12 protein-coding genes are annotated in these 15,193 nt (G+C 53.0%); 7 read left to right on the top strand and 5 right to left on the bottom strand.

Going from position 1 to position 15,193, the window contains the following annotated elements; all coding sequences use genetic code 11:
* Positions 1-71 precede the first annotated feature (71 nt).
* Together folB and bacA are read left to right on the top strand one after the other, a co-directional pair.
* Entirely contained in the window at positions 72-425 is a 354-nt protein-coding gene (gene folB, locus EIP93_RS18055) for a bifunctional dihydroneopterin aldolase/7,8-dihydroneopterin epimerase (RefSeq protein ID WP_039470228.1), read from the top strand.
* Positions 426-699: 274 nt separating this feature from the next.
* Positions 700-1,518 carry an undecaprenyl-diphosphate phosphatase gene (gene bacA / locus EIP93_RS18050; protein WP_109225247.1) on the top strand — a complete coding sequence of 273 codons (819 nt, stop codon included), beginning with the start codon at positions 700-702 and terminating at the stop codon, positions 1,516-1,518.
* Positions 1,519-1,587: 69 nt separating this feature from the next.
* Here bacA and EIP93_RS18045 read toward each other — a convergent pair whose 3' ends face one another.
* Both EIP93_RS18045 and EIP93_RS18040 read right to left on the bottom strand, forming a co-directional pair.
* Positions 1,588-2,832, bottom strand: coding sequence for a multifunctional CCA addition/repair protein (locus EIP93_RS18045; protein WP_125233072.1), 1,245 nt, complete (start codon positions 2,830-2,832; stop codon positions 1,588-1,590).
* Positions 2,833-2,940: 108 nt separating this feature from the next.
* A complete protein-coding gene (locus EIP93_RS18040) occupies positions 2,941-3,561 on the bottom strand; it encodes a TIGR04211 family SH3 domain-containing protein (RefSeq protein ID WP_103861748.1) in 621 nt (206 codons plus the stop codon).
* A gap of 322 nt (positions 3,562-3,883) precedes the next feature.
* Here EIP93_RS18040 and EIP93_RS18035 point away from each other — a divergent pair, with 322 nt between their 5' ends.
* The 5 genes from EIP93_RS18035 to EIP93_RS18015 all read left to right on the top strand — a co-directional run bounded on the left by EIP93_RS18035 (position 3,884) and on the right by EIP93_RS18015 (position 12,102).
* Entirely contained in the window at positions 3,884-5,221 is a 1,338-nt protein-coding gene (locus EIP93_RS18035; protein WP_125233071.1) for a CYTH domain-containing protein, read from the top strand.
* Between the two features lie 52 nt (positions 5,222-5,273).
* A complete protein-coding gene (glnE, locus tag EIP93_RS18030; RefSeq protein ID WP_125233070.1) occupies positions 5,274-8,129 on the top strand; it encodes a bifunctional [glutamate--ammonia ligase]-adenylyl-L-tyrosine phosphorylase/[glutamate--ammonia-ligase] adenylyltransferase in 2,856 nt (951 codons plus the stop codon).
* Between the two features lie 119 nt (positions 8,130-8,248).
* Positions 8,249-9,685 carry a bifunctional D-glycero-beta-D-manno-heptose-7-phosphate kinase/D-glycero-beta-D-manno-heptose 1-phosphate adenylyltransferase HldE gene (gene hldE / locus EIP93_RS18025; RefSeq protein WP_125233069.1) on the top strand — a complete coding sequence of 479 codons (1,437 nt, stop codon included), beginning with the start codon at positions 8,249-8,251 and terminating at the stop codon, positions 9,683-9,685.
* Positions 9,686-9,821: 136 nt separating this feature from the next.
* Positions 9,822-11,876, top strand: coding sequence for an NAD-dependent DNA ligase LigA (gene ligA / locus EIP93_RS18020; protein WP_125233068.1), 2,055 nt, complete (start codon positions 9,822-9,824; stop codon positions 11,874-11,876).
* A 4-nt stretch (positions 11,877-11,880) separates the two neighbouring features.
* Positions 11,881-12,102, top strand: coding sequence for a DUF3820 family protein (locus EIP93_RS18015; protein ID WP_103861743.1), 222 nt, complete (start codon positions 11,881-11,883; stop codon positions 12,100-12,102).
* A gap of 92 nt (positions 12,103-12,194) precedes the next feature.
* Here the strand turns inward: EIP93_RS18015 and EIP93_RS18010 are convergent, their stop codons facing one another.
* The 3 genes from EIP93_RS18010 to EIP93_RS18000 all read right to left on the bottom strand — a co-directional run bounded on the left by EIP93_RS18010 (position 12,195) and on the right by EIP93_RS18000 (position 14,986).
* Entirely contained in the window at positions 12,195-12,551 is a 357-nt protein-coding gene (locus EIP93_RS18010) for a FlxA-like family protein (RefSeq protein ID WP_103861742.1), read from the bottom strand.
* A gap of 323 nt (positions 12,552-12,874) precedes the next feature.
* On the bottom strand, positions 12,875-13,285 hold the full coding sequence (locus EIP93_RS18005; RefSeq protein ID WP_103861741.1) for a FlxA-like family protein: 411 nt from the start codon (positions 13,283-13,285) through the stop codon (positions 12,875-12,877).
* A 165-nt stretch (positions 13,286-13,450) separates the two neighbouring features.
* Positions 13,451-14,986 carry a methyl-accepting chemotaxis protein gene (locus EIP93_RS18000; RefSeq protein WP_164498017.1) on the bottom strand — a complete coding sequence of 512 codons (1,536 nt, stop codon included), beginning with the start codon at positions 14,984-14,986 and terminating at the stop codon, positions 13,451-13,453.
* Positions 14,987-15,193 lie beyond the last annotated feature (207 nt).

The raw sequence follows: 15,193 nt of genomic DNA, 5'->3' as shown, positions 1-15,193 counted from the left end.
CTCATCTGTGGATAATACGCACATTCCGTCGGAAGTGGTATCCGACAGCGACAAAAACAGAGAATGGCGTGATGGATATCGTATTTATTGAAGAACTTACTGTAATCACTACTATTGGTGTTTACGATTGGGAACAGACCATCCAGCAGAAACTGGTGTTCGATATCGAAATGGGCTGGGATAACCGTCAGGCAGCCGCCAGTGACGATGTTAATGACTGCCTGAGCTATGCCGATGTCAGCGAGGCGGTGATTGCCCACGTGGCAAACCAGCGTTTTGCGCTGGTGGAACGCGTTGCTGAAGAAGTCGCGCACATGCTGATGCAGCGCTTCTCGATTCCCTGGCTGCGGATCAAGCTCAGCAAGCCGGGCGCCGTCGCGCAGGCGCGTCAGGTTGGAGTGATTATTGAGCGCGGCATACGATAAATCTGGTTTAACAGAATAAATACGGCTTTACGTGCAACTAAACCGTAACCCAAATAGTCTATAAGCCAGTTATACCCGTCATACTTCAAGCTGCATGTGCGTTGGCTGCGTTCACTCACCCGAATCACTTACTTGAGTAAGCTCATCGGGACTTGTTCGCTTGCCGCCTGCCTGCAACTCGAATTATTTAGGGTGTGTAGCGGCTCGCGGAAGTACGCGGCCGCTTTTTTGTGGGCTGTATTTTCGTTTTTATATTAGAGGCAAGGATTTTTAGATGACTGACCTGCATTCATTGCTAATCGCATTTATTCTTGGCGTGGTCGAAGGACTGACCGAGTTTTTGCCCGTATCGTCTACAGGGCATATGATTATTGTTGGTCATTGGTTAGGGTTTGCTGATGAGAAAGCCAAGACATTTGAAGTGATCATTCAGCTTGGCTCGATTCTGGCCGTTGTCGTGATGTTCTGGCGCCGCCTCTTTGGTCTAATAGGGATTCACTTCGGTGAAGTTCCGCACGAGGGGAAAACCTCTGGGCGTCTGAAACTGACGCACATCTTGCTGGCAATGATTCCCGCAGTGGTGCTTGGCCTGATTTTTCATGACTTCATCAAGTCGCTGTTTTATCCGCAGAACGTGATGTATGCGCTGGTTATCGGTGGCTTCCTGCTGTTAGCGGCGGAATGGTTCAAGCCAAAACAGCCGCGTGCTGTCGGGCTGGATGACATCACGCACCGTCAGGCATTTATGATTGGCTGTTTTCAATGTCTGGCGCTGTGGCCTGGTTTTTCACGTTCGGGAGCGACCATTTCTGGTGGGATGCTGATGGGCGTCAGCCGCTATGCCGCTTCTGAGTTCTCTTTTATTTTGGCGGTTCCCATGATGATGGGCGCGACTGTTCTGGATCTGTATAAAAGCTGGCATTTCCTGTCGCTGGCCGATGTGCCGATGTTTGCCGTGGGCTTCGTGACGGCGTTTGTCGTGGCGCTGATTGCGATTAAAACCTTCCTGAAAATCATCAAACGCATCTCGTTTGTCCCATTCGCGATTTACCGTTTTATCGTCGCAGGCGTGGTTTACATAGTGTTTATGTAAGACTGAGAACGTCGATTTTAGGTAGACCGTTATAGAGAAGAGGCCACGCTAATGCGTGGCCTCTTTGTTTCAGGACGTGCCCGAGCTATCCGGCTGCTGTGCTTTCCAGTCTGCCAGTGCATGAATGCGACGACGTGCCAGTTCGTTACGCACGTCAATGCCTTTAAAACCATCGGCGACGACGGCCGTACTGCTGACCTGACTGGCGACGCGGAAGGCTTCACGCAGATAATCACCTTGTGGATACGGGTTCTCTTCAAAACCGGCACGGCCTCTGGCATCGGCTTCGCTCGTGAGCGCTAACTGCTCCAGACGCTGTGGTTTGCGCCAGACGTCAATCGCATCAAATAACTTCAGCAGGGTTTTGGGTTGCAGCACCTGCACGGTATGAACCAGGTCATGATATTCCGCAACCAGTTTTGCCAAATCGCGAATCGGATTCGGCACACGCAGGCGCTGGCACAGTGCTTCAACCAGTTTGACGCCCGCTGGGCCGTGGCCAAGATGACGCGGCCAGAGTTCAGGCGGCGTCAGCCCTTTTCCTAAATCGTGGCACAGCGTAGCAAAACGTACGTCAATCTCGGGGCTGAGACGAGCAGCCATTGCCACCGTCATCATCGTATGAATACCGGTATCAATTTCCGGATGCCATTTGGCGGGGGCGGGCACGCCGTACAGATTATCGATTTCAGGGAACAGCACGGCCAAGGCGCCGCAGTCTCGCAGCACCTGAAAATAGACATCTGGCGACGATGTGCCAAGCGCTTTTTCCGTCTCTTTCCAGACGCGCTCTGGCGTCAGGTAAGCCAGCTCGCCCTCATGCGCCATTTTTTGCATCAGCGCCATGGTTTCTTCTGCAATCTGGAAGCCGAGATGAGCAAAACGCGCGGCAAAACGCGCGACGCGCAGCACCCGTAACGGATCTTCGCTAAATGCGTCGGAGACGTGGCGCAGCACGCGACTTTCAAGATCGCGACGACCGTGATAAGGATCGATAAGGTCGCCCCGCTCGGTGCGGGCAATGGCATTGATGGTCAAATCGCGGCGCAGCAAATCCTGCTCTAACGTGACATCGGGGGCGGCATGGCAGACAAACCCGGTATAGCCTTTGCCAGATTTGCGTTCGGTACGCGCGAGGGCGTATTCATCGCGGCTAACGGGGTGTAAGAAGACGGGAAAATCCTTTCCAACCTGCTGGTAGCCCTGCGCGAGCAGGTTCTCCGGCGTCGCGCCGACCACCACCCAATCTTTCTCGGTGACGGGTAAACCCAGCAGGCTGTCCCGAACAGCGCCGCCGACAAGGTAAATCTTCAACGTCGGGCTCCTGAATAAATAACCAATACTTCACCACATACTACCATCTTTGCGCCGCTGCGTTGGCCGCAAAGAAAAATGCCTGCAAGAAGCAGGCACGTGTTCTGATTAGCTCATCCAGCGGTCATTTTTCTTTTTGCGAGGGATGATGTGCGGCAACAGCAGGCCCAGCAGCAAACCTATGCCAGCAACGCCGCCGCCATACATAAACCACTGTAAAATGATGGTGCGCTGCTTATCGTCAAGCTGGACATTCGCCGCGCTGACTTTCTTCTGCGCGATGATAAGCTGATTTTTCAGATCCTGATTTTCCTGACGTAACCCGTTGATAATATTATCGCTGGCAGCGACTTTCTGCTGCATATCTGCGGTACGTTGGTTCCAAGTCTGATCGATATTATTCAGTTTGTCAGTCAGGTCTTTGACCTGATTTTCCAGCTCCGGCACCCGCGTGCGCAGGCTCGGCGTATTGCTAAGCTGGTCGAGTGGGATCCAGGTCGTACGGTTTTTATCATCACGGATCTGCGCATAGCCCGCGCTTTCATTAACGCTGAGTAGCGTGACTTCAGCGCCAGCATTCACGGTGCCGACGATACGATATTGATTGCCCGGCCCGCTGTGGACATACGTCAATAACTCATCGGAAATGTAGCGTTTTTCTTCCGCCTGTGCGGTCCAGCTCAACGTGAGAGAAAATAAAGTAAAACAGAGTAAGCCTAATTTCTGCATAAGATCATCATGTTGCGTTAATGGTGGTCCGATAGTAGAGGCTTAAGTCTGACGAGGCAATCTATAAACCGAAATGAGAACAGTCTTAGAACCTGTCCCATTAGGGCTATTTTGCCCCAATAGCGCTTACTGGGATAGGTTCTTAGAAGGCGGCGTGCAGCGTGTTTAAGCGGGGTAAAACCGCGCAGCTGATGACAGGTTTGCATAAGAAATGCGCGCTTGTTCGCAGGTGAAAAAGAGTGTGTGCGGTAAGAGTAGTCAGGTAAGGTAAAATGTTATTTACTGACATAATAATGAACGCGGTCTTGGTGTTGTGAATGCTATGAGTGAAGAAATTGAGCTGAAGTTTATTGTTCATCCCGACAGCGTTGAATCGCTGCTGACGCAACTGACTGACTGGGAGAGTGATTACAGTCAGTATGAGCATATGCGTGCTCAGCGTCTGAGCAATACCTATTATGAAACGGCGGATAATTACCTGCGCCGCAATGGCATCGGCCTGCGTATTCGCGGTGAAAATGAACGCTACGAAATGACGGCGAAAACGGCTGGCAAGGTGATTGGCGGGCTGCATCAACACCCAGAATATAACGTTGAGCTGGAGAAAGCAGAGCTGGATCTCAGCCTGTTTCCGGCGGAAGTCTGGCCGGAGGATTGCGATGTTGTGGAGCTGCAATCGTCGCTAAACCCGCTGTTTAGTACAGATTTCACGCGTGAAAAGTGGGTGTTTACTTACTATCAAAGCGTGATTGAGGTTGCCTTAGATCGCGGTGAGATTCGCGCCGGGGATCTGAGTGAACCGCTGTGCGAACTGGAGATGGAGCTTAAGGTCGGGCAGACCACCCATCTGTTAGAGCTGGCAAAGGAAATCGCGGAGTTTGGTGGTATGCGACAGGGCAGCCTGAGTAAGGCAGCGCGCGGATACCATCTGGCTAAAGGTAATCCAGTTCGTGAGTGCCAGCCTCTCAATCGACTGATTGTGGATCCAAAAACCAATATCGATCAAGCCATCCGCGCGGCGCTGGAACTGGGGTTGAGTCACTGGCAATACCACGAAGAACTGTGGGTCAGAGGGAATGCCTCTGCCCGCGAAGCTCTGCCAGAAGCCAGTGCGTTGATGCGCGAAATGTTGGTGCTGGTGGGAGGCGTCGTGTTACGCAAGGTCACCACGCTTTTTCGCTCTGCACTCGCCACTCTGGAGGCTCGGCTACAAGGCCCTGATGGCGCGGATGTGTGTTACAGCGCTGAGTACCTGCAAAGTAAGTTAGTACTGACTTCCTGGTTGGTCGAGTCTGGCTGGTGTGACCATATGGGTAATAAAGATCGCATTAAGTTACAGGGCTCGTTCAAACGCTTTGCCGACATTATGCTAAGCCGCAGTACTGCGGAGCTGAAAAGTGCCTTTTCTTCTAAATTGACGGAAGCACAGTACGAACAGCAGATTCCTCGCCTGCAACGTAATATCTACGCTTTTCTTCTCTTATCCGGAGCCTATCCGGCGGAGCAAGTGGAAGCCTACGTTGAACACTGGCAGGCGTTACTGCACGAAATTGAGCGGCTCGCTGCTGGGCAGGCTCCTTCTGCGTATCTGGAAGCCTACCGTAAAGAGGTGCTGAACTTGTCCCCGTTCTGGCTACATAGCGGCGGACCATCACAGTAACTGTTAACTGCCGCTTGTCAGTGAGGATAGGCGGCGCATCAAGGGAACCCCCATGTCGATACTTCCTTTGCCCGCTTTACCTGTGCTTCTGACGGAACACTCTCAGCGTGCTCTGTCACGTTTGTGGGAAGCCGCACCTGATGAACCGATAACCGACAGTGACTCTGCTGTTCTGGCATTGAGCGATTTTGTCAGCGATGCGCTTGCGCTGCATCCTGACTGGTGGCAAGGGATTCATCAGCAACCGCCGCAGCCCGAAGAGTGGCAGCACTACGCCGACTGGTTGAGCAATGCATTGGCCGATGTGAACGATGAAAATGCGTTGATGGCCTCATTGCGACGGTTTCGCCGACATATGTTGACACGAATTGCGTGGTCACAGGCGCTGCAAACCAGTACGACAGAACACACGCTGCGTCAGCTTAGTGAACTGGCTGAGGTGATGATTGTAGCGGCCAGAAGCTGGCTATATCAGGCCTGTTGTCGCGAGTGGGGCACACCTTGCAATGCTCAGGGCGTGGCTCAGCCTCTGCTGATTCTTGGCATGGGAAAGTTGGGTGGGGGAGAACTTAACTTCTCTTCGGATATCGATCTGATTTTTGTCTATCCCGAAAATGGTCATACGCAAGGCGGGCGGCGCGAGCTGGATAACGCGCAGTTCTTCACGCGTCTGGGGCAGCGGCTCATTAAGGTGCTGGATCAGCCGACCGTCGATGGTTTTGTGTACCGTGTGGATATGCGACTACGTCCCTTTGGTGACAGTGGTCCGCTGGTGCTCAGCTTCGCGGCGATGGAAGATTACTATCAGGAGCAGGGCCGAGACTGGGAACGCTATGCAATGGTCAAAGCGCGCCTGATGGGGGGAATGGACGATGCTTACAGTCAGGAACTGCGCAGTACGCTGAAGCCTTTTGTCTTCCGTCGCTATATCGATTTCAGTGTGATCCAATCGCTGCGAAATATGAAGGGCATGATTGCCCGTGAGGTGCGTCGCCGGGATCTGCGCAACAACATCAAGCTGGGTGCGGGTGGGATTCGTGAAATCGAATTTATCACGCAGGTTTTCCAACTGATTCGTGGCGGACGTGAACCGGGATTACAAGGGCGTTCGCTGCTGCCTACGCTCCAGCATGTGGGATCGCTGGGATTATTAACGCCGCAGCAGGTACTTGACCTCAGTACCTCTTACCTGTTTCTGCGTCGTTTAGAGAACCTGTTGCAGGCCATTGCCGATGAGCAGACGCAAACCTTGCCGGGTGATGAGCTGAATCAGCAGCGGCTGGCATGGGGAATGGGTTTCGACAACTGGGACGCGCTGCAATCCATGCTGGAACAGCATATGCAGGCGGTGCGACACGTCTTTGATGACCTGATTGGCGATGATGCGCCGGACAATAATGATATCCCCGAACATGGCAGCTATAGCAGCCTATGGCAGGACACGCTGGACGACGGCGAACTGGCTCCGCTGACGCCGCATCTCTCGGAAAGCGTGCGTGAAAAGCTGATGCGGACGATTGTGGAATTCCGTCACGACGTGGCGAAACGCACCATAGGGCCGCGTGGGCGAGACGTGCTGGATCAGCTCATGCCGTGTTTGCTGGCGGAAGTCTGCGCTCGTCAGGAAGCGGATACGGTGCTGTCTCGTCTGACGCCGCTGCTGCTGGGGATCGTCACACGAACCACCTATCTCGAATTGCTGCTGGAGTCTCGCGCTGCGCTCGCCCAATTGATTCGCCTGTGTGCAGCGTCGCCGATGGTTGCCAGCCAACTGGCACGCTATCCCCTGCTGCTGGATGAATTGCTCGATGCGTCAACGCTGTATCAGCCGACGGCACCGGGTGCGTACGCCGATGAGCTACGCCAGTATTTGATGCGCGTCCCTGAGGATGACGAAGAACAGCAGTTAGAAGCGGTTCGCCAGTTCAAACAGTCGCAGCAACTGCGTATCGCCGCAGGAGATATCGGTGGCGTACTGCCAGTGATGAAAGTGAGCGATCACTTAACGTATTTGGCGGAAGCGATTATCGCGGCAGTGGTTCAGCAAGCGTGGGGGCAGATGGTGGCGCGCTATGGCCAGCCGTCGCATTTGCAGCATCGTGAAGGTCGTGGGTTTGCCGTTATTGCCTACGGCAAACTCGGCGGCTGGGAGCTGGGATACAGCTCCGATCTGGATTTGGTGTTCTTGCTGGACTGTCCATCGGACGTGATGACGGATGGCGAACGCAGCATTGATGGCCGCCAGTTTTACCTGCGCCTCGCACAGCGAGTGATGCATCTATTTAGCACTCGGACGTCATCAGGCATTTTGTATGAAGTGGATGCCCGTCTGCGGCCATCGGGCGCGGCGGGTATGTTGGTGAGTACGGTAGAAGCGTTTGATGACTATCAGCGCAATGAGGCATGGACGTGGGAGCATCAGGCGCTGGTGCGCGCGCGTATGGTGTACGGCGAAAGTGGCGTGCAGCAGACATTTGAGTCTATTCGCCGCAGTATTCTGTGCGCAGAGCGTGACGCGGAGACTCTGCGAACCGAAGTGCGAGAAATGCGGGAAAAAATGCGCCAGCATCTGGCGAACAAAGATAAAGCACTCTTTGACATCAAAACGGATGCAGGCGGCATTACGGATATCGAATTCATTGCCCAGTATCTGATGCTGCGTTACGCCGCTCAGGAACCGCGTTTGACCCGTTGGTCAGACAACGTGCGTATTCTGGAACTGATGGCGCAATATGGCGTGATGGAAGAGAGCGAAGCCAACGCGCTCAAGCTGGCCTATGTCACCATGCGCAATGAACTGCACCATCTGGCCTTGCAGGAACTGTCTGGTCGGGTCAGCAAGGATCGGTTTGTTGCGGAGCGGGAGCAGGTACTGGTGAGTTGGAATAAGTGGTTAGTGGGAGCGTAAGTTCCTCCTATCTAATGGTCAAATGTGCCGTGCGGTGAAGAGCCGCACGGCAGTGGCGTGTATGATACGTGCCTATGATATTATTACGCGCATTATGCGAAATAAGCCTGGAGTAGAGGATGAAAGTGACGCTGCCTGATTTCCGTCAAGCGGGTGTGTTAGTGGTGGGTGATGTCATGCTGGATCGTTACTGGTATGGGCCGACCAGCCGAATTTCACCAGAGGCACCCGTGCCTGTGGTCAAGGTTGATACGATCGAAGAGCGCCCAGGCGGCGCAGCGAACGTCGCCATGAACATCGCTGCATTGGGCGCGGGATCGCGTCTGGTGGGGTTAACGGGCATTGACGATGCTGCTCGCGCACTGAATGCCAAACTTGGCGAAGTGAATGTGAAGTGTGACTTTGTCGCTGTTCCTACGCACCCGACGATCACCAAGCTGCGCGTGCTGTCGCGCAATCAGCAGTTGATCCGACTGGATTTCGAAGAGGGCTTTGAGGGGATTGATCCTCAGCCGATTATCGAACGTATTCAACTGGCGCTGCCAAAAATTGGCGCACTGGTGCTGTCTGACTATGCAAAAGGCGCGTTAGCGCATGTGCAAACCATGATTCAGACGGCAAAAGCGGCTGGCGTTCCGGTGCTGATCGACCCGAAAGGCACGGATTTTTCCCGCTACCGTGGCGCGACATTGCTGACGCCGAACCTGTCTGAGTTTGAAGCGGTCGCAGGGCGTTGCAAAACGGAAGAAGAGCTGGTCGAGCGCGGTATGCAACTGGTGGCTGATTACGATCTGTCCGCGTTGCTGATTACCCGTTCCGAGCAAGGGATGACGCTGCTACAGCCGGGCAAGGCGCCACTGCATTTGCCGACGCAGGCGCAGGAAGTGTATGACGTGACCGGTGCGGGCGACACGGTGATTGGTGTTTTGGCCGCTGCGCTGGCGGCAGGTAACTCACTGGAAGAAGCCTGTTTCCTGGCGAATGCTGCCGCAGGCGTCGTCGTTGGCAAGCTGGGTACGTCAACGGTCACGCCGATTGAATTAGAAAATGCTATCCGCGGTCGTGCTGAAACCGGATTTGGCGTGATGACCGAAGAACAGCTGAAACATGTTGTTGAACTGGCGCGTCAGCGTGGCGAAAAGATTGTGATGACTAACGGCTGCTTCGATATTCTGCACGCCGGACATGTGTCTTATCTGGCAAACGCTCGCAAACTTGGCGACCGCTTAATCGTGGCGGTAAACAGCGATGCCTCAACCAAGCGTCTGAAGGGGCCGACTCGTCCCGTCAACCCGCTGCCGCAGCGGATGATCGTGCTGGGTGCGTTGGAAGCTGTCGATTGGGTCGTGCCGTTTGAAGAAGATACACCGCAGCGTTTGATTGCCAGCATTCTGCCAGACATTCTGGTGAAAGGCGGCGACTACCAGCCACATGAAATCGCCGGTAGTGAAGAAGTCTGGGCCAACGGCGGTGAAGTGAAAGTCCTGAACTTTGAGGATGGTTGCTCCACGACGAACATCATCAACACGATTAAAGCCAACACGTCTAAATCTTGAACGAAATAAAACTGACGGTGCTCGAAAGGTTTCGACGCCGTTAGTCCGCAAGCTAATGATTCTCGCTCTGGTACATCACGGGCGAGAATCATAACAATCACGATGCCGACAGGGCGACACGTCAGATAAAACAGGTATGAAACCAGTGAAGAAAGAACCAGCCGAAGTGAATGCGGCCGCACTGCGGGTAGCGGAGTTGCGCCGGGTCTTACGCCATCACGAATACAAATATCACGTTGAAGATGCGCCCGAAATTCCTGATGTCGAATATGACAAACTTATGCAGGAACTGAAATCGTTAGAGGTGGATCACCCCGAGCTGGTGACCCGCGATTCTCCGACGCAGCGTGTAGGCGCGGCACCGTTGGCGGCATTTGAACAGGTTCGTCATGAAGTGCCAATGTTATCGCTGGATAACGTATTTGATGAAGAGAGTTATCTGGCCTTCAGCAAGCGAATTGGCGACAGGCTGAAAAACGGTGACGATCTGACGTTCTGCTGCGAACTGAAACTGGATGGTTTAGCCGTCAGCTTGTTGTATGAAGAGGGCGTTTTGGTACAGGCGGCCACGCGCGGGGATGGCACGACTGGGGAAAATATCACCAGTAACATTCGTACCGTTGCGGCGATTCCACTGCGCCTTGAGGGTGACAATATTCCGCGTCGTGTTGAAGTGCGCGGCGAAGTGTTCATGAAGCACAGCGGCTTTGAAAAACTGAACGAAGAAGCTCGCCGTACGGGGAGCAAAGTCTTTGCTAACCCGCGTAACGCTGCTGCCGGATCGCTGCGCCAGCTCGATCCACGCATTACCGCTACGCGTCCGCTGACCTTCTTCTGTTACGGCGTCGGCCTGCTGGAAGGCGGTGAGCTACCCGCAAGCCACAAAGAGCGGCTGATGCAGTTCAAGGCGTGGGGGCTGCCGGTTAGCGATAGAATTAGGCTATGCACTGGTCCGACTGAGGTACTCGATTTTTATCGTGAGATTGAACAGACTCGCGGCTCGTTAGGTTTTGATATTGACGGCGTCGTTGTCAAAGTTGACTCGCTGGAGTTGCAGGAGCGATTAGGGTTCGTTGCTCGTGCGCCTCGCTGGGCTGTAGCCTTTAAATTCCCAGCGCAGGAACAGCTGACCTGGGTGCGCGATGTCGAGTTTCAGGTTGGGCGGACAGGCGCGATTACGCCCGTTGCGCGTCTTGAACCCGTCGCCGTAGCTGGCGTGATCGTCAGCAACGCCACGCTGCATAATGCCGATGAAATTGAACGGCTAGGTTTGCAGATTGGCGATCGCGTGATTGTGCGTCGAGCGGGGGACGTGATCCCGCAGATCGTCGGTATCGTGGAATCTGAACGGCCAGAAACGGTGCAGCCGATCGTTTTCCCTACTGCTTGTCCCGTATGTGGATCTGACGTTGAACGCGTAGAAGGTGAGGCCGTCACGCGCTGTACCGCTGGCTTGATCTGCGGTGCCCAGCGCAAAGAGGCACTGAAGCATTTTGTTTCTCGTCGCGCGTTGGATGTGGAAGGCATGGGCGATAAGATCATCGATCAACTGGTGGAAAAAGAGTACGTCAAGACGCCCGCCGATCTGTTCCGCCTGAGCGCTGGGATCATGACGGGGCTGGATCGCATGGGGCCGAAATCCGCGACGAATCTGGTCAATGCGTTGGAAAAGGCGAAAAGCACCACGCTGGCGCGTTTCCTCTATGCGTTGGGGATCCGCGACGTTGGCGAATCGACGGCGGCTAATCTGGCTGCCCATTTTGGTTCGCTGGAAACGCTTTTTGCTGCTGATGAAGACGCGCTGCTGGAGGTGCCGGATGTCGGTAAAGTCGTTGCCGCGCATGTGCGTCATTTCCTTGAGGAAGAGCACAACCAAACCGTGATCCGCGAATTAACCGATCCCGCAGGCATCAACATTCACTGGCCTGAGGTTCAGGTGGTCAATGCTGAAGAGATCGACAGCCCATTTGCGGGGAAAACCGTAGTATTGACCGGATCGCTGAGTATTCTGTCCCGAGATGAAGCCAAAGATCGGCTAACGGCGTTAGGGGCAAAAGTGAGCGGCAGCGTCTCGAAGAAAACCGATATGGTGATTGCTGGTGAAGCCGCAGGTTCTAAACTGGCGAAGGCGCAAGAATTGGGGATCCCAGTGATCGATGAGGCGGAAATGATCCGACTATTGGGGGCGTAAACGGATGGAAAAAGAAGACCTGATAGACATTGCTAGGATGCAGATGCCGTTTGGTAAATACAAAGGGCGAGTGCTGATTGATTTACCGGAAGAGTACCTGCTGTGGTTCTCCCGCAAGGATGAATTTCCTAAAGGTCGCTTAGGGGAATTGATGCAAATTACGTTGGCAATCAAGATAGAAGGTCTGCAAGGGTTGGTCACGCCACTGAAACGGCTCCGTCCCTGATTATCCATTTCCTGTCGTAACCCTCGATGAAAAAAGGTCGCTTCAATGAAGCGACCTTTCACGTTTACTGACTACCCCATCCCTGACGCAGACTATACGTAGATATTAATCTGGTTGTCTTCTGTCGGGCGGTTAACGCCTTCTTGTTTAGCACTTTGAGTCGGAGCAGATGAATCAGACTGCTGTTCTGATTTTTCACTCTGCAAGCGGGCAATTTGTGCTTGTAACGCCTGAATCTGTGCCTGAATTGCCTGTTGTTGTTGTTCGATCAGTTTACGTTCTTCATCACTTTCTGCGCTGGAAGCAGATTCGGTCAGTTTACTTACCTGTTTGGTAAGCGTCTGAACCTGCTTGGTTAGCTGCGCAATCTGCTGCTCTGAGGTGTTGCTGCTTTTACTGCTGCTTGCTGTTGTTGTCGATACGCTGATACTGCTGATGGTGTTTGACATTTTCCCTCCTGAAAAGATGCCGATATACCCGTCATACTTCAAGTTGCATGTGCGTTGGCTGCGTTTACTCACCCGAATCACTTACTTGTGTAAGCTCATCGGGATTCGCTCGCTTGCCGCCTGCCTGAAACTCGAATTATTTAGGGTTTATACCCGAATGGTTTGGGCTACATGCCTTTGCATCGGCAATTTAAGCACTTTCTCGAAGGGGATATTGTTGGCAATGAAGCATTAAATACTCACTTTCCTGATAGCTCATGTAACAAAATGTATCAATCAGGAAAGAGAGAGAAAGAAAGAAGGGAATGCGTCAGATATTGCTGTCAGACGTAGATATTAACTCCGCCTTTTTTGTCTTTATTTTCAGTTTGTTGTGATGTCATTTTTGATGCAGCCTCGGCTGCTTTCTTTTCTGCTTCTTCTTTTTGGATACGGGCAATTTCGGTATAGAGCGCCTGAATTTGCGCCTGGATCATCTGCTGCTGCTGCTTGATGAGTTTGCGCTCGGCTTCACTTTGCGCTTTTTGGGCGGATGCACCCAGCTCTTTTAGCTTGTTAGTCAGTTGCTTGATTTGATTTTGTATAGCAGCGATTTTTTGTTGAGCGCCACTACCCGTATTGGCGGTAGAGGCAGCTTTACTCTCTGTATCAGATGAAGCCTTATTCGCTGCAGGCTTATTGGCCGCAGAGGCCGTCGCTGTTACGTTTGACACCGTATTCATTGTAATGGACATCACTTCCTCCTGAAATAAGTCAATTCTTCGACTATTATCGGCTGTATCGTGCTTTTCTTTACGAAAAACTTACAAATGGGGGGCTGTGCGTTTGCTGGAAGGAAAAAAAGTTGCTGGCAAGGGCGCTGTCCTACTCCCTTGCCAGAGTTGAAGAGATGATGCTCGTTAACTACCGTACACGTTAATCGCGCTGTTCAGCCTTCTGGCCTGGAGGTTTAGCCCTTCAGCCGCTTCTGTTGAATGGGTAACCATATCGGTGTTGCGCTGTGTCATTTGTTCTATCTGTGCAATAGAGGTATTGATCAGGCCCAATGCCGAGGTTTGCTCATGCGTTGCGTTGCTGATCTCTTTGATCATGGTGGAGACCTGCAAGACTTCATCAACGATATCGCTGATATGTTTGCCCGCGTTTTCGACCATTGTGCTGCCCTGTTTCACACTTTGGACGTTAGCATCGATCAACGTTTTAATCTCTTTGGCCGCAGAGGCGGAATGCTGTGCCAGATTGCGAACCTCGGCGGCTACCACCGCAAACCCGCGTCCTTGTACGCCAGCACGAGCGGCTTCAACGGCCGCATTCAGCGCAAGGATGTTGGTCTGGAAGGCAATACTGTCTATCACGCCAATGATATCAACGATTTTATCACTGGCGCTTGAGATGGAATCCATCATGCCGATGGTTTCCTTCATGATGTTGCCACCTTTAAACGCGGTGCTGCTGGCGGCTTCTGCCATGGTGGTGGCCTGTGCCGCCGTTTCTGCACTTTGCTGCACGGCAACGGTAATTTCTTCAATGGCGGCGGCAGTCTGTTGCAGATTGGCCGATGTCTCTTCCGTGCGGGTATTCAGATCGACATTGTTTTCCGCCAGCTTATGACTGACGTTGGTGATGCCGTTTACCTGTGTACTGACGTCGTCGACAAGCGAATGCAGGTTCAGGGCAAACTGGTTAACAGAGCGGAGAAGCAAGCCAATTTCGTCGACCCGGTTCAGGTGGACATGCTTTACTTTACGGCCCGATACCACATGCTGAGCCTGCTTTAGTATCATCCTGATTGGCTGTGCAATTTGCTTTTGCAGAAACTGATCCATGATGACGATGAGTAACAGCGTCATTGCCAGCAGCCACAGCGGATTCATGCCGCTGAAAGCAAGCAGTGCTGGAATGAGGCCCACCGCCAGTACTGCGAAGCGCAAGCGCCAGCGGACTGACAATTTCTGCAAGAGCGACAGTGGCGAAAAGAGTCCAGTGCGAACGACTAATCCTTTGTAGAACTTACGGCTGCCCGCCTGTTTTTTCTGCACTGCGCTATACAGCGTTTCGGCATACTTGATTTCTTCGGCGCTGGGCGTGTTACGCACCGAAATATAGCCTGCGAGCTGCTCCTGCTGGTAGACCGGCGTAACGTTGGCGCGAACCCAGTAGTGGTCACCGTTGTTGCGACGGTTTTTCACTAATCCGGTCCAGCTATCGCCTTGTTTCAACGTAAACCACATGTCGGCATAGGCTTCCACGGGCATGTCGGGATGGCGCACAATATTGTGAGGCTGGTTGATGAGCTGCTCTTCGGAAAAACCGCTAACCGTAATGAAGGCAGAGTTGGCATAGGTAATGTGGCTGTGAATATTTGTCGTGGACATCAATATGGTGTCCATGTCTAACAGATACTCCTGCTGTGTAACAGGTGTATTCAATCTCATTAGAAACCCCGGCGTACGTATCCCGCTCAGTTTCCAGGTTCAGCCACGCTGGCCGCTTTTCTCGTCTCTGCTGCTCTGTTTATTACAGAGGCTGAAACGCAGTGTCGCTGCCGAATGGTTAGTCCCGTGAAATCTGTCAGGCATATTGCTGTGTAAATATTCAAGTTATTCAAATGGGTATACTGAAATTTTTTGGGTGGCTTACTC

Source organism: Pectobacterium versatile (assembly GCF_003932035.1).
Lineage (GTDB): Bacteria > Pseudomonadota > Gammaproteobacteria > Enterobacterales > Enterobacteriaceae > Pectobacterium > Pectobacterium versatile.
Note: the sequence above shows the minus strand (reverse complement) of the source record. Positions and strands in the feature narration are given on the sequence as shown.